The organism is Candidatus Villigracilis vicinus (assembly GCF_016702885.1).
Taxonomy (GTDB): domain Bacteria; phylum Chloroflexota; class Anaerolineae; order Anaerolineales; family Villigracilaceae; genus Villigracilis; species Villigracilis vicinus.
Genome location: NZ_JADJDD010000025.1, coordinates 205,526 through 220,325, shown reverse-complemented (window position 1 = coordinate 220,325; position 14,800 = coordinate 205,526). Strand labels below are relative to the sequence as shown.

Here is a 14,800-nt window from a genome sequence, read left to right as displayed (position 1 = left end):
GAATGCCATACGCGCATATTACAGGCTGGGGTGTTAGTATCCCGGAGCCTGTTCTAACCAATGAAGACATCGCCAAAATGGTGGATACGAATGATGAATGGATCCGTGAACGCACGGGTATTCGTGAACGCCATATCGCGCGTGAAGATCAGTTTACTTCCACTCTGGCAGTAGAAGCCGCAATTAAAGCCTTGCAGGTGGCGAATCTTGCGCCAACTGAACTTGACCTGATCATTGTGACTTCTTCCTCGCCGGAATATATTTTCCCTGCCACTGCCTGTCTCGTGCAGGATCAGATCGGCGCCACCAAAGCGGGTGCATTCGATCTGTTGGCTGCCTGCTCAGGTTTTATTTATGCAACCAATATGGCAGCACAATCGATTCGGAGTGGTTCGATCAAGAATGCGCTTGTGATCGGCTCTGAAACCCTATCACGTTTTACCAACTGGAAAGATCGCAGCACCTGCATTCTGTTCGGCGATGGAGCGGGAGCGTTCGTTTTGCAGGCAAGCGAAAGACCCGGCGGCGTACTTTCAGCCGTCATGCACTCAGATGGTTCCGGAGCAGACTCTTTAACTCTATTGGGTGGTGGTGCGCGGCACCCAGCCACGGAGTTGACCATCCATGAAGGCAAGCATTTTGTTCAGATGGATGGCAAAGCGGTATTCCGTTTTGCCACTCGTGTGATGGGCACAGCCACCAAGGAAGCCCTGGAGCGGGCAGGTATGAAGTTGGAAGAGGTTGATCTGATCATCCCGCATCAAGCGAATTACCGGATCATTGAGACGGCTGCAAAATACTTGAAATTACCGCTTGATAAATTCATGATCAATGTGGATCGTTATGGAAATACTTCAACAGCATCCATTCCAATTGCAACCGTGGAGGCTTTTGAAAAAGGCAGAATAAAAAGTGGAAGCAAGGTGGTGTTCGTAGGTTTTGGGGCAGGGCTTACCTGGGGCGCACTGGTTGCCGAATGGTCTGGACCGATCCCGACCAAGAAGCACGTTCACCCCGAGCAATACCGTTTGTTTGCCCGCCTGCGTTCTTTGGTGCGCAGAGCCCTGCGCTTTATCGAAGGTCTATTCTCCCGCCGCGAACTTTAATCGTGATTTCATCGAATTATGGTACGATTGAAGTGAAATTCAATCAAGGAGTGTACTATGTTAGGTTTACCGCGCGGCACAGAATGGATCGTTATTCTGCTCATTGTTGTTCTCGTATTCGGTCCGGGGCGCATCGGCAAGGTTGCCGGGGAGATCGGAAAAAGCATCAAATCCTTTCGTGATGGGTTAGGCACCAAGGATGATGAAGAAAATGCCAGCACACCCTCGGATGCAGAAAAAAAGAATTAACCAAAAAAACAGACCGTGAGAACGGTCTGTTTTTTTACACTTATTTTACAACTAAATGATGCGGGGATAACTAAACCGGATTAAACTTTTGGATATGAATAAGATATCCCGCCGCGACTTTCTCAAGCTCTCAGGTTTCGCCTCAACATTGACCTTGTTATGGGGGTGCGCGCCTGGAGCAGCTTCCACCGCTGTTTCCCTGCCTACGGTACTTCCAACATCGGAGGGGAATCAATTTCTCTTTAACGCACTTAAGCGGATCGGGTTTGGTCCAACAACCGGAGATGTGGAGGCAATTCAAAAGTCCGGGTTTGAAGCGTATGTTGAGAGGCAACTTGCGTATGACCAAATCGATGATTCGTCGGTCAACAGCCTCATAAGTCAATACAAGACATTAAACATGCCTGTTAATGAATTGGCTGCATTGGCGAAACCATCCCAGCCTGTAACTGAACTAATTCAGGCAACTTTGATGCGAGCCGCTTATTCGCCGCGTCAGTTATATGAACGCATGGTCCATTTTTGGACAGATCACTTTAATATTTATATTTTGAAAAGCCAGGATCGGTTCTTGAAAACTGGTGACGATCGGGATGTGATCCGCCCGAATGCGTTGGGGAATTTCCATACCCTGCTTTCTGCTTCGATGCACAGCCCGGCGATGATGGTATACCTGGATAATGCCTCCAGTACCAAGAATGGACCGAATGAGAACTATGCCCGTGAATTGCTGGAGTTGCACACATTGGGCGTCAATGGCGGATACTCGCAGCAGGATATTATTGAAGTGGCACGTGTATTAACAGGGTGGTCTGTAACGGGTAGGCGTGAAATGGATAATGCGGGTGAATTCATGTTCAAACGCAATTTTCATGATGATGGAGCCAAGCATATCCTCGGCGTGGATTTCCCCGCGGGTGTGGGGATCGAGGAGGGCGAGCAGCTTGCCCGGTTGCTTGCTGACCATCCTTCCACGGCTGGTTTCGTGGCTTACAAACTTGTGCGACATTTTGTATCAGACCTGCCTTCCGAAGCTTTGGTGGCGATTGTGGCGCAGACATTCAGTTCTTCGGGCGGGGATATTCGCGCTGTTTTGCGCACCCTCTTTTTTTCAGAAGAATTCAAAGCATCGTTAGGAACTGGAAAATTAAAGAGACCGGTTGAGTTCGTTACTTCGGCTGTACGTCAGCTGGGTGTCGAAACAAATTATGAACGCCCTACCTACCGATTGCTTCAACTGATGGGGCAGATCCCATTTTTCTGGTCCCCACCGAACGGCTACCCAGATGTCGGCAGCGCGTGGCTGAATTCCAACGACCTGCTCGCTCGCTGGAACTTTGCGTTGTTCATTGCATCCAATTCCGTCCGTGGCTCACAGCTTGATCTTTCGTGGCTGTCTGGGCTGCCCGAATCTGAGATCGTGGATGCGCTTAGTTTACGTTTGTTGGGTTTCACCCTGCCAGATGAACCGCGTTCGAAACTTTTGGATACGGTTATGTCAGTCAGTGATCTTGAACCTGAATATTCAGCTTGTGCTTTGTTATTAGCATCTCCATATTTTCAGTATCGATAGAGGTAATCATGACTTCAACTTTATCCCGCCGTGACTTTTTAAGATCTGCCGCCGCTTTGCCCGCCTGGATGTTTGCCCCTGAAACACCGCGGCAGTTTCGTCCGCGCTTTGCGTTCCTTGCCCCAAAGGGGCAGGAACCCCGAGCCAATGTTCTTGTGTGCATCTTTTTGCGCGGCGGCATGGACGGGCTGAATGCCGTTATTCCACATGGTGACGCTGATTATTACCGCCTGCGCCCAACGCTTGCCATCCCGGAACCAAGCTCTGGCAACGATGAAACCGGTATTGACCTGGATGGCTTTTTTGGCATGCACCCTTCTCTGCGTCCGCTCAAAGATATTTGGGATGATAAAGCCCTGGCATTCATCCATGCGGCTGGTTCACCAGACCCAACCCATTCCCACTTCGATGCCATGGACTACATGGAGCGCGGTACACCTGGCGATAAACAAATGGGCACCGGCTGGCTTGCACGGCATTTGCAAGTCGCCGCCACCGAAAATGGATCACCCTTCCGGGCTGTTGGGTTTGGCGCAATGTTGCCCTCTTCCCTGCGCGGACCGATCCCAGCCATCGCTTTGCAGTCCATTGCAGATTTTCATTTGGGCGGTCGTTACAAAGGCGAGGTGGAGCAATTTCAAAACATCATTTCTTCCATGTATGCCTCAGATTCTACGCTTGGCGAACGGGCAGATTTTACGCTTGATGCAGTTCAGCTTCTGCAAAGTGTGGTGTCTGGTGAGTATCAGCCTGCAAATGGAGCGAAGTATCCGGAGAGTGAATTTGGTCAATCACTTAAACAGGTGGCGCAGCTTATCAAAGCAGAGATCGGCGTGGAGGTTGCTGCTGTTGATCTCGGCGGCTGGGACACACACATTACCCAGGGAACGCTCAAAGGGGATATGCCCGACCTGCTTGCCGACCTAAGCGCAGGGCTTGCGGCTTTCTATCATGATCTTGGAGATACAATGAAGCATGTGACCGTTACAGCCATGTCTGAATTTGGGCGGCGCGCAGCAGAGAACGGCGGCTTTGGCACAGATCACGGTCATGGCAATGTGATGATGACCTTGGGGAAGTCGATCAATGGCGGCAAGGTATATGGCGAGTGGCCCGGCTTGGCTGCCGACAAACTCATCGCCCCTGGCGACCTTGCGATCACAACCGACTTTCGTTCTATGTTGGGCGAGTTGGTTTCCAAGCACCTTAAGAACCCCGCACTTGACCAGGTCTTCCCGAACTTTACCGGCTTCCAGCCCTTGGGCATAGCCAACGATATCGAATAAAAGAGAGCCGCCTTAGGGGCGGCTCTCTTTTATGAATTTAGCTGTTCGATCAAAATTTCAACCTCAGTTGTTGGTTGTTTGCATACAAACCCTTCGCATACATACACAGTCGCTTTGCCATTTATCATGCCGCGCTCTTGTAGAAGGGCGGGGGTATTTTCCTTCGAGGAAGATGGCGAAGCTGCCACCACCACACTTGGACGATATTCTGCGCGAATGGCTTTGAGCAAACCCTGAAAACTTGGGTCTTGCGCTTCTCCCACCGCCGCCACCTGTTTCAACGTCCCTGCGGCTAACTCTGCCGCTGTGAGCCATCTCCCAAACCCAAGCGGATATCGCAATGTGAATTGGGTTACTAATTTCAACGAGTTTTCAGCAAGGTCACGGTATTTACCTTCATCTGTGTATGCGGCAAGTTTGAGCAATGCTTCGCATGCCAGCGCGTTCCCCGAGGGAGTGGCATTGTCTTGCACATCTTTTGGGCGGAAGAGCAGGTTTTCGCCATCCTGGGGGGTATCGAAAAATCCACCTGACGGGTCTGTGAATTTTTCGATCATCTCGTCTGCAAGCTCCCTGGCAGATGAGAACCATTTTTCATTAAAGTCAGTCTGATAAAGTTCCAACAAGCCGAGTATGAGCGCCGCGTAATCTTCGAGAAATACCTCGTTCGTGGTTTTCCCCTCCCGCCAGGCTCTTCGGAGTTGACCGTTCGGGCGCAGGCTGCTCAATAGGAACTCGGCGTTGTGTATTGCCAGGTGTAGATAGGGCTCTGTGTTTTCAAAAACTCGCGCGGCTTCGGCGATGGCGGCGAGCATCAAACCATTCCAGGCAGTTAGAATTTTGTCATCTGTGCCGGGGCGGATGCGTTGGGCGCGTGCTGTGTAAAGCCTGGTGTGAGATCTGGCTAATTTTGCCGGGACAGTTTCAGCGTCAAGTTTGAAGCGGGCGGCGAGGGTGGCATCATCTATGGCGCGCTGTAGAACCGTCTTGCCTTCCCAATTGCCTTTGGGAGTGATCCCATACGCCGCTTCAAAAAAATCGGAATCGTGCTGGAGAACATCGCGAACCTCTTCGAGAGTCCAGATATAAAATTTTCCTTCTTCGCCTTCCGAGTCAGCATCCAGTGATGAATAGAAACCGCCTTGTTCATGGGTCATTTCTTTCGCAATGAATTTGATCGTATCTTCGACAATGCGTTTATAGAAAGGGTCGCGGGTGGCCTGCCAGGCGTGCAGGTAGGTGCGGGTAAGCAGGGCATTATCGTAGAGCATTTTTTCAAAATGCGGCACCCGCCATTGATTGTCTGTGCTGTAACGTGAGAAGCCTCCACCAACTACATCGTACATACCGCCGCGCGCCATGGCGTAAAGATAGTGTTTTATAAGCTTTGCATGTTCGTCTGTTTTGCGGACGTTGGCATGGTGCAGTAGAAACTCAGCTGCCATCGCCTGAGGGAATTTCGGCGCGTCGCCCCAGCCGCCGTATCCCCAGTCGTACGATTCTTGCATGGATCTGGCAATCGCATCAAGATGTGCAGTAGTTAACACTTCGCCGTTTTCAGACTTCGTTTGGGCATTCAAATGTTGAAAGACCTTGCCGCCGGTCTTTTCCACTTCTTCGCGATCGTTTGCCCATGCGTTTGCAAGTCCGGAGAGGACTTCCATGAATGATGGCATGTTATACCTGCGCACTGGCGGGAAGTAGGTGCCTGCGTAGAATGGCTTTAGCTCGGGTGTAAGGAATACGGACATGGGCCAGCCGCCAGAGCCGGTCATGGCGATGGTTGCCTGCATGTAGATGTTATCAAGATCGGGTCGTTCTTCGCGGTCTACTTTGATGTTGATAAAGCGCTCGTTCATGAATGCCGCAGTTTCAGGGTCTTCGAATGATTCGTGAGCCATGACATGGCACCAGTGACAAGCGGCATACCCAATGGATAAAAAGATGGGCTTGTTCTCAGCTTTGGCTATTTTTAATGCTTCTTTGCCCCAAGGGTGCCAATTTACAGGGTTGTGAGCGTGTTGGAGAAGATAGGGGGAGGTTGAATTTGAAAGTTGGTTTGACATAATACCTCTAATGAGTGGATTATAGCGGATGCGGCGCATTTTCAAATCCCTCATTTACGGGTATGATGCTGGCACAAACTAATAAGGACAGGTGTAATAAAAATGAGTGAAGTAGCAAAACCGATCTATATTGTTTCTGGGTTGCCCCGTTCGGGGACGTCCATGATGATGAAAATGCTTGAAGCAGGTGGGTTAAGCCCGCTTACTGATAATATCCGAACAGCGGATGATGATAACCTGCAGGGTTATTATGAATTTGAGCGAGTCAAAGCGATGAAAGAAGGCGATACAGCCTGGGTGGAAGAATCGCAGGGGAAGGTGGTGAAAGTGATCTCGGCGCTGTTGGAGCATTTGCCATCCAGCCATCAATATAAGGTTATTTTCATGGAACGTGAGATGATGGAGATCCTTGCTTCGCAGCGAAAAATGCTGGAGCGCCGTGGTAAACCGGGAAATCCTGCCGAGGATGGCAAGTTTGCCGAGTTATATGGAAAGCATTTGGAGAAAGTGAAAGCCTGGCTCGCAGGTCAACCGAACATAAGCGTGCTTTACATCCGCTACAATGAGATGATCGCTCATCCTGCTGATTATGCCGAAAAAGTGGCGGCATTTCTAGGCGTGCCCATGAATACTCAGGCAATGAGTGACGTGCCGCAAGAGCAATTCTACCGACAACGAAAATAAAAAGAACGGCGAGGTTGCTCTCGCCGTTCTTTTTATAGATAGGGTTCGTTGGATTTTGCCAGTCTGGTCTTTATGATGTTCAACATCTCGGCAGCTGTTTCCGGTTTGACCTGTGATAACTCGTTCAATTCTTGTGGGTCGGCTTCGATATCATACAAATAGAAGCGTTCCTGATCTCCGTCAAGTTCTTCGTACCCAAGGTAATAGATCATTTTATAGTTGTCACGTACGTGCATGATGGACGTCTGGGTGAGAGGATAGGTGGCTTCGTTGAAACGCGCTTGAATGGTAAATGCACCTTTTTTATCTTCAGGAGTGGGTGTCGATGCATAGGGCGGAAGAATGGTCCCTTCAACGGAAGCGGGGATTTCATGCCCTGTCAGGTGCAGGAGGGTTGGCATGAGGTCGATGGCGCTGGTGGTGGTATGCACATCCCGCCCGGTCTGAACGCCGGGCTCAAAGATCATCAGCGGTACGCGCACAACGGGTTGATAAAGGGCGCCTGTGGAATGCCCCCAAATTCCGCGTTCGAAGAATTCGCCGTGGTCTGATGTGAAGACCAGCCAGGTATCTTCCAAAATCCCGGCGGCTTCGAGCTTTTCAAACAACCGACCGAACTCATGGTCTACGTTTAAAACAAATTCATCATATTGACTTCGTGCTTTTCGCAGAAACTCAAAGTCTTTTTCTTCTGTGAATGGATCTTCGGGTTTGGCAAGCGGCTTGTACGAATCGGTCGAGAATGTACCCGCAAAGTCCTTGTGTGGTTTGTAGGGCGAGTGCGGCGGAAGAAAGTGGAAATATCCCAGGAAGGGTTTAGGCAATTCAAGTACCCGGTCACCTAGTGTGTCAATTCCCTGGTCAAGAACAAAATAATTATCGTAGTTGATGTGCGGAAGCCCGTATGGATAGAGCTTGGCAATATCCTTCATGCGGTTGGTAGTATATTTTTCGTACAACTGCGAAAGGAAAACCGAATAGGAATATCCATCCGGGCGTTTGATCGCTCTACCCCAACCCAGAGTGGCGATATCTTCATCGTTCTTAAATACTTCACGGATCAGCCCGTCGTTGGATAGGAATAGTTCTTCCAGCGGGACTCGCTCGTTGATGGCTTTTGTGAACTGATAGAACAACGTGTCTACCAGGCTGTTGTGAGAGTAGGCGATGCGGTAATAATCGTTGAAAGCGTGGAAGATGCTTTTGTCTGCATATTCAGGTTTGACCATGCCACCAAAGCGGATGGCGCGATGTGTCCATGGCAGTGAGCCGGTCAAAATGGATGCGGTGCCGGGCGTGGTGAAATTCCCTCCGGCAAAGTGGTTGTGGAAGACCGTTGCGCGTTTGGAAAGCCGGGCAAGGTTGGGTGTGGTCTCGCGGTCATAGCCATACAGTGAAAGGTTATAGGCGCTCATGGCATCGAAGACGATGATCAGGACATTTTTCTTGTTGCCTTGTGCCGTGTTACCGATATGGTTGATGGAGGGCGGAATAACCATGCCAAGCGAGGCTAGCCCAGCCAGTTTTAAAAAGTCACGCCGATTAATTGAGCGATTCATAATGGACCTCAAAAATTACGCACAAGAACGATGACCAGGGCAATGAAATCAAAAAACAGGTACAGGGTCATCAGGAGCGAGAAACGCTCAAACCCATCCAGCACGATTTTTTCCGCCTTTTCAGATCGTAGGATGAAATATGTGGGAAGGATAACTGTCAGCCCGATTAAGAACAACGCGGTTATATACAACGCGATCAAGGGACGACCGGTTCCGGCGAATAAGCTGAGAATTTGCCCGGAAGGTGTGACTGCCCGCAGGAAATAAGTTTGGTTCAAGATAGACCAAAACGAAAGAACGATCACAAATGTGCCCATCAACGCGACACGTTTGTTTTCAATCCATTTGTTGGAGATCAAAAAGCCGAGCAATGCTGCCAGAGCAAAGATCGCAAGGCTTTCCAGGAACGCAAATAATAATCCGTAAGAAACAACCCCAACCGCATCCCATGAATTGGTTCGAGCGGTGATCCAGTCGAAATCCCGCAAAGAGAGAAAGAGTGCCCAAAGATGCAACGGCAGGGCGCAGATCAGAAAGAGTGTCCACAACCCCTGCCGTGAATAATATTTTTTAAAGATAGCCAAGATCTTTTAACCTTTTTTCGATCTCGTCCTGATCTTCATCGCTGTAGGAGGGCGGCGGCGCAGAGGCTTGTGCTTTAAGGTCTTTGCCGATCGTCAAGGCAGGAATATCGCGATAGGAAGGCGAAGGAAAGTTGCCAAGCCCGTCGGTGGAGAAAAGCACACCCGGAACAGCTTTCGCATCGAAACAGTGATCGGCTTCCCAGTGCTCTGTATTCTTTTCAAGTGCTTCGCTGCGCCACTGACCGAGACCTGTTTCAGCAGACCCGCGATAAGGCGGGTGGTAGCCGACAAAGAGGTCGGGACCATAAGCAGCGAGAGGTCCCTGGAATACCTCTGTGCGGATCAATGCAGTTTGAATGACCTGCCCGCCGTCGGGACCTTTCCATTGCAACAGGTCTTCCTTGATCTTGGTAAGGATCTGCATGGCTTCATTTTCGTTGACCATACCGCTACCTTCGCGACCGGCGATATTGAGATAGAGGCTGTTCAAGCCTAAAGCGTAGGCTTGAGTCTGAGACCAGTCTGCCGTTCGAAGGTCGGAAGAGGCGGGGCTGGTCGTTTTCATGTATCCACGATCAACCAGCCATTTATTCAAGTGAACTTTGTAGTCGAAGCGCCCGAATCCGTGATCCGAAATGACTAGCACACGGGTTTTCTTTTTATGGGATGCTTTTTCGATAATTCGTCCCACCAGTTGGTCGAGGCGGATATACCATGATTCAATGACATCCTCACGTCCTTTGAAGAACATATGTTGGACGCGGTCAAGGCTGTCGAACACACAAGCGAGAATGCCTTCGTCGAATGTGCTCAATGCATGGTTAAGGACGCGCTCACGTTCGTCGTCGATCATTTCACACAGTTTGAGGAACTGCCCGTCGTTGATCAAACCTTCGTTGAGAGCGGTTGTGTCTTGAGGCCAGCCAAGTGTGAGAAAGGGACCGTTCTTTTTCCACTGGTCTTGAATAAAACTTTTCGGAGTGGCATAAGGCCAGGGCGAGCCCAGCGGATGGAGCTGCAGCGGCAGGAAATACACCGACAGGGGATTTAGATTTGTAACAATAGCGCGGCTAATGGCTTTGACCGTCATACCAAAGCCGACGGAGAAAGGTAGCTCAACAATATCGCCCCATTCACCTGGTTTCAAAGTAACCTTTTGTTTGGCGATCTTGAGAGACACTGCGCCGCTCTCAACCTCCAACTCAAAATCAATATTGACGGTTCCGTTCTTTTTGGCTGGACCTTCAAGCGAACCTGTAAATCGCGAAGCGCCTTTTTGGGTCAATCCGCGGACTGCGCTTTTTCTTTCTGGATCTTCTTGCAATTTATCTACTGAGAAATATGTTCCCACCCCAAGGCGCCCTAGAATATCAGGGGTGCCGAGACCAGGTATGGTTTGCACAGGGGATGCTTGTTTCGCCGGGAAAGTGGCGGGCCACCACATGGATGTGGCGGGATATCCGTCTTCCACAGCTTGGTCAAAGATGGTATGTGCGGTGTATGGCGGAACGAATTGCAGTCCGAGTAAATTCTTTTGTGTAGGTAACAGCGAAACTTGCAGGCTGTAATTTGCAGGGTTACGATGGACAAAATCGAACATGCCGTGGCCGCCGGGATTCATGCCGGTGGCGATACTTGTCCACGAGACTTCGCTTTGTGGAGGATTCGAAACGCTAAAACGAGAATACCCCCCAGCCTCTACAAGTTTACTTAGGTTGGGGGTTTTTCCTTGTGCGTGTAGTTTTTCAAAAAAAGCGGGGTCGAAGGCGTCAAGACCAATGATCAGTGTGCGCATGAGTTGAAGGGTGATTTATGAATTGGAGTTGTTATCGTCTTTAGGTGTTTCGTCCTGCTGATCTTCCTTGCGCATGGTTCTGCGCCACTTGGCGAAGATCATCTTGATACGCCCAGAGAACATCAATACGGTGCCAGACAAAACGCCAAACATAACCGCGAGAATTTGAAACAACATTCCACCAGAGCCAGGGTCAATATACATTTTTTTCTTTCCTTTTCTACTAATTTATCGTACTGGATTATAACAAACATCCCCGCCTAGGGTTGGGCAGCCTTAATTGCCTCAAACCCGTAGAATTTGCTGCTACAGGCGGTGATCCAATCCCCGGTCATATCGCGGGATTTCATAATGTCCTGTACGCCCAGACCTTTCATGTCAATCACGCTGACTTCTACCCTTTTCTGTTGCTCAAGAACCGCAGTTTGAATGACATGATCCCGTGCGTCCCATAATTCTGCGCGTAGGCGATAGGCAGGCAGTTCTGCATAAACCCGTGTTACAGTTCGGGCTGTGTATACAGCACTGAGGATTACAGCTAGGATGGCTATTGAGTGTAACCAAGTATTATTCCAGCGGGAGTTTAATTCCCTGCCAAGCAACCAGGCGATCCCTGCCAACCCTGCAAGCATGACAAACCGGGCAAGCGATTTCCCACGCGGGTCGGGTGGAGCGCCATAAAACATAACGCTGGGAGCCTGAACTGCAGCTGTGATCAACCATATGGCGATAAGGATCACGAGCACAGGCAAGATGACGTTTCGCAAAACCCCATTTAGTTTTTCTTTAGACGATCCTCCAATCAGGATCGGCAGTGCAAGAAAGACCAATAGGAAAATAAGATGCGGCATTGGCAGGCTGCGAATAGAGTCTGTGATGAAATCAAAGGCAAACCTTAGTGAGAGGAAGATCGTCATGGGCAGGCTTGTACGTTCTGCCGAGATCACTTCAGTGCGAGTTGCGTTTGAGGGGGCTAGAACGAGGATCATCAGGGAAAATAGCAGGGTAACAAAAGCGATGATCGCTGTGGGAAGCGCTTTCTCTGCCCAAACGGACTGTTGTTTTTTTTGCAACCAAAGCTGAACCAAAAACAAAGTCATGCAACTGAGCAAAAAGGTATTCCCGGTTTCGGAAAATCCACCCGCCAGAATTGCTACTGGAATGATGATGTAGTCAATTAGTTTGCTGCGAGTTGCGCGGACGGATTGAGATGTGATCAAGGCAAAGAGGAATATTCCGGAGATGATCGCAAGGCTGTAATGGATGCCCGCTGTCCAATATAAGACTTGGAATCTCTGCGGAGAGATATATAACGTGTAATAAAGCAGGGTAGCCGTTCCTGCCATGATGGCAGTCCTGGAGGCGAAACCAGATATTTTGGCGATATTTGAGAGGGTCCAGTAAAGACCGATGAACCAGCTGGTAATTACCAAAGCGGCAGTAACTTTTGCACCTACTATACCCAAAAGATACAACAAGCCGGAGATCAATGTCAGGGAATAGCGGTTGTTTGCGTATCCCCGCAAGGCTTCGGGTCCTGTCATGAAATATGTTTTGATCGCGCTATCGATGCCAAGGGTTTTGAAGTCAAAGTTGTAACACCAGTCATCGTTCCAAAACCGATTATAAAAACCAATGTAGATCATGAGCCCCAGCCCGATGATCGGCGCAATACTTCCTAAAAAGACAGTCATCTGCCCGATTGAGTTTTTCTTTTCCATTTATTATCCTTCTAGAGTAGTGGATTTATTTTACCCGAATCGAACCTTTACCCATTTCCTGAGAGAGTTGACCAAAAACACCGCTTCCGCTTTCGCCAGATCCTGTTTCTTCAAGACCTTTTCTTTTACCTCGCCTGATGCGACCAGCTCCGCCCGGAACGTGCCAGCCAACAACCCGCATTCCACTGGCGGCGTGAACAATTCGCCGTTCAACTTTACAACCAGATTCCCAATGGTGAACTCGGTCAATTCTTCGTTTTCATTGAAGAGAAGCACATCATCGAACCCTTGGATGCCAGCTTGCTCATAAACGGTTCTCCGTGTTGTTTTATGAAACAAGAATCTATCATTGGAGTTTATGGATTCTTTTGCCAAACATACGTTGAATAATTTTTCACTTGTTTGATAATCCTTCGCTTCACCCGATATTTCTCCGCGAGAATTCATCACAAGCTTTACGCGTCTGGGTGAAATGGCGTTTGCCGTCAACGTGCTCAAGAATTTTTTTATCATTCCTTCCGAGTTCTCTGTAGAAAACCCAAAATATTCTGCAGAGTCCATTATTCTTGCAATATGTCTGTTCAAAAGGAAGTAGCCACTTTCCGGTGTCCAGAGCAGGGTTTCAAAGAGGGAGAATTCATTTTGCGGAGGGTCGGTCAGCACCCGCGCCTTTAACAAGGCTTCGCCGTATTCATCTGCGGAGGTGGAATCCCACACAATACCACCGCCAACGCCGTATTGGGCTGTCTGTTCTTGTTTGTTCACAAGTGCGGTACGGATTGCCACATTGAAACGTGCTTTGCGATTCGGCGCAATATAACCAATACTGCCCGTATATATTCTGCGCGGACTCGTCTCCAATTCCGCGATGATATTCATGGTGCTGACTTTTGGCGCACCGGTGATGGAGGAGCATGGGAAAAGCGCCTCGAAGATTTCGCTTGTCGATGCCTTGGTCTTTGCCCTGACCGTTGATGTCATTTGGAAGAGGGTGGGGTATTTTTCGATGGTGAACAACTCAGGGACATGCACGCTGCCTGTCTCTGCGATCCGCCCAATGTCGTTGCGGATCATGTCCACGATCATCACATTTTCGGCGCGGTTTTTGGTGGATGCGTGTAGCCAATCAGAAATAGCTTTATCTTCAGCTGTAGTACGACCGCGTTTTACCGTCCCTTTCATGGGGCGTCCAGTACTGATCTCTCCATCTAGGTCGAAGAAGAGTTCATGTGAGGCGGAGCAGATTGCCCAATTGCCAATGTCGAGGTATGCGGCATATTTGTTTTGTGAGCGGGCGAGGTTGTTGAATAACTTCAAGGGATTTTCATGGAAGTCTGTGCTGAGGCGCATAGTGAAGTTGACTTGATAGGTCATCCCCTGGGCAATGCGGTCTTTTACGGTTTGAATGGCTGCATTATAGGTTTCTTTATCAGTATCCGGCAGCCAATTTAATGGCGCCAGACTTTCAAAGTCTTCGAAGATTTCGTGCGTCTGTAGAATATGTGGTGCATCATATAAACCAAACCAAAGTAAAGGAAATCCGTGGGATGGGATAACCTGTAGCGACGGGTCGAATGCAGGGGCGGCTTCGTAGCTGATAAAGCCAGCCGCCATCCAGCCATGTTCGTTGACCAGCCTTTCTACTTCTTCCAATCTCTTGCGAACATCTTCCAACTTCTCGGTTAAAATCACGCGATGCGGATTATGGAACTTCCACCAAACATCGTCGTTTTTGAGAATCACGTCACCGTTCAAGTAAACCTCTCATGAATAAATTCGTTGCAATTGTACCGCGATGGCTTCCAGCGTTCTTGATGATGCTTGCCATCTTTGCCATTTCTTCACGTACCAGTAATGAATTGCCGAGTTTTGGCGGCTGGGACTATTTCGTCAAAAAAAGTGCGCATGGGGTCGGTTATGGTTTGTTGGCTCTCTCCTATTTACGGGCATTGCCAAAGCGAAATTATTTTTTGGCATGGTTGCTGGCAGTGTTGTATTCTGCGACAGATGAGTTTCACCAGTCATTTGTGCCGGGGCGCCACGCTGCAGTTACGGATGTTCTAGTGTTCGATAGCTTTGGCGCGATGATCGCACTTTTTATGCATTATCAAATTTGTCATCTTAAGCGTAGCGAAGGATCTTTACGTCAATAATAAGAGACTCTTCGGTCGTGAAGA

At 49.3% G+C, this 14,800-nt stretch carries 13 protein-coding genes; 6 read left to right on the top strand and 7 right to left on the bottom strand.

Going from position 1 to position 14,800, the window contains the following annotated elements; translation table 11 throughout:
• Window positions 1-2: 2 nt before the first annotated feature.
• From IPG80_RS16915 to IPG80_RS16900, 4 genes are all read left to right on the top strand, one after another.
• Window positions 3-1,106: a beta-ketoacyl-ACP synthase III gene (locus tag IPG80_RS16915; RefSeq protein ID WP_345109236.1), complete on the top strand. Its 1,104-nt coding sequence runs from the start codon at window positions 3-5 to the stop codon at window positions 1,104-1,106.
• A 57-nt stretch (window positions 1,107-1,163) separates the two neighbouring features.
• Window positions 1,164-1,355 carry a twin-arginine translocase TatA/TatE family subunit gene (gene tatA, locus IPG80_RS16910; protein ID WP_345109233.1) on the top strand — a complete coding sequence of 64 codons (192 nt, stop codon included), beginning with the start codon at window positions 1,164-1,166 and terminating at the stop codon, window positions 1,353-1,355.
• Window positions 1,356-1,449: 94 nt separating this feature from the next.
• Window positions 1,450-2,928 carry a DUF1800 family protein gene (locus IPG80_RS16905; protein ID WP_345109229.1) on the top strand — a complete coding sequence of 493 codons (1,479 nt, stop codon included), beginning with the start codon at window positions 1,450-1,452 and terminating at the stop codon, window positions 2,926-2,928.
• Between the two features lie 8 nt (window positions 2,929-2,936).
• A complete protein-coding gene (locus IPG80_RS16900) occupies window positions 2,937-4,214 on the top strand; it encodes a DUF1501 domain-containing protein (protein WP_345109227.1) in 1,278 nt (425 codons plus the stop codon).
• A 29-nt stretch (window positions 4,215-4,243) separates the two neighbouring features.
• On the opposite strand, the gene IPG80_RS16895 is transcribed toward IPG80_RS16900, so the two are convergent.
• Window positions 4,244-6,280 carry a thioredoxin domain-containing protein gene (locus IPG80_RS16895; RefSeq protein ID WP_345109224.1) on the bottom strand — a complete coding sequence of 679 codons (2,037 nt, stop codon included), beginning with the start codon at window positions 6,278-6,280 and terminating at the stop codon, window positions 4,244-4,246.
• A gap of 102 nt (window positions 6,281-6,382) precedes the next feature.
• Here IPG80_RS16895 and IPG80_RS16890 point away from each other — a divergent pair, with 102 nt between their 5' ends.
• A complete protein-coding gene (locus tag IPG80_RS16890) occupies window positions 6,383-6,964 on the top strand; it encodes a sulfotransferase (protein ID WP_345109221.1) in 582 nt (193 codons plus the stop codon).
• Between the two features lie 32 nt (window positions 6,965-6,996).
• Here IPG80_RS16890 and IPG80_RS16885 read toward each other — a convergent pair whose 3' ends face one another.
• Genes IPG80_RS16885 through pabB form a run of 6 tightly spaced genes read right to left on the bottom strand, consistent with a single transcriptional unit; the run spans window position 6,997 to window position 14,378 of the window.
• Window positions 6,997-8,523, bottom strand: coding sequence for a sulfatase-like hydrolase/transferase (locus tag IPG80_RS16885; RefSeq protein ID WP_345109218.1), 1,527 nt, complete (start codon window positions 8,521-8,523; stop codon window positions 6,997-6,999).
• 8 nt (window positions 8,524-8,531) lie between these two features.
• Entirely contained in the window at window positions 8,532-9,107 is a 576-nt protein-coding gene (locus tag IPG80_RS16880) for a hypothetical protein (protein ID WP_345109215.1), read from the bottom strand.
• Window positions 9,094-10,902 (bottom strand): alkaline phosphatase family protein, encoded by a 1,809-nt coding sequence (locus IPG80_RS16875; RefSeq protein ID WP_345109212.1) that lies wholly within the window; start codon window positions 10,900-10,902, stop codon window positions 9,094-9,096. The genes IPG80_RS16880 and IPG80_RS16875 overlap by 14 nt, the downstream gene beginning before the upstream one ends.
• A gap of 15 nt (window positions 10,903-10,917) precedes the next feature.
• On the bottom strand, window positions 10,918-11,106 hold the full coding sequence (locus IPG80_RS16870; RefSeq protein WP_345109209.1) for a hypothetical protein: 189 nt from the start codon (window positions 11,104-11,106) through the stop codon (window positions 10,918-10,920).
• Window positions 11,107-11,162: 56 nt separating this feature from the next.
• The gene (locus IPG80_RS16865) at window positions 11,163-12,623 is read right to left on the bottom strand and encodes a DUF6056 family protein (RefSeq protein ID WP_345109206.1); all 1,461 of its coding nucleotides are present in this window, start codon (window positions 12,621-12,623) and stop codon (window positions 11,163-11,165) included.
• 30 nt (window positions 12,624-12,653) lie between these two features.
• Window positions 12,654-14,378, bottom strand: coding sequence for an aminodeoxychorismate synthase component I (gene pabB, locus IPG80_RS16860; protein ID WP_345109203.1), 1,725 nt, complete (start codon window positions 14,376-14,378; stop codon window positions 12,654-12,656).
• 11 nt (window positions 14,379-14,389) lie between these two features.
• Here pabB and IPG80_RS16855 point away from each other — a divergent pair, with 11 nt between their 5' ends.
• A complete protein-coding gene (locus IPG80_RS16855) occupies window positions 14,390-14,776 on the top strand; it encodes a VanZ family protein (protein WP_345109200.1) in 387 nt (128 codons plus the stop codon).
• The last annotated feature ends 24 nt before the right edge of the window (window positions 14,777-14,800 follow it).

Coding starts and splice junctions, on each gene's coding strand:
- IPG80_RS16915 (WP_345109236.1), top strand. CDS start 3: ATGCCATACGCGCATATTACAGGCTGGGGTGTTAGTATCCCGGAGCCT.
- tatA (WP_345109233.1), top strand. CDS start 1,164: ATGTTAGGTTTACCGCGCGGCACAGAATGGATCGTTATTCTGCTCATT.
- IPG80_RS16905 (WP_345109229.1), top strand. CDS start 1,450: ATGAATAAGATATCCCGCCGCGACTTTCTCAAGCTCTCAGGTTTCGCC.
- IPG80_RS16900 (WP_345109227.1), top strand. CDS start 2,937: ATGACTTCAACTTTATCCCGCCGTGACTTTTTAAGATCTGCCGCCGCT.
- IPG80_RS16895 (WP_345109224.1), bottom strand. CDS start 6,280: ATGTCAAACCAACTTTCAAATTCAACCTCCCCCTATCTTCTCCAACAC.
- IPG80_RS16890 (WP_345109221.1), top strand. CDS start 6,383: ATGAGTGAAGTAGCAAAACCGATCTATATTGTTTCTGGGTTGCCCCGT.
- IPG80_RS16885 (WP_345109218.1), bottom strand. CDS start 8,523: ATGAATCGCTCAATTAATCGGCGTGACTTTTTAAAACTGGCTGGGCTA.
- IPG80_RS16875 (WP_345109212.1), bottom strand. CDS start 10,902: ATGCGCACACTGATCATTGGTCTTGACGCCTTCGACCCCGCTTTTTTT.
- IPG80_RS16870 (WP_345109209.1), bottom strand. CDS start 11,106: ATGTATATTGACCCTGGCTCTGGTGGAATGTTGTTTCAAATTCTCGCG.
- IPG80_RS16865 (WP_345109206.1), bottom strand. CDS start 12,623: ATGGAAAAGAAAAACTCAATCGGGCAGATGACTGTCTTTTTAGGAAGT.
- IPG80_RS16855 (WP_345109200.1), top strand. CDS start 14,390: ATGAATAAATTCGTTGCAATTGTACCGCGATGGCTTCCAGCGTTCTTG.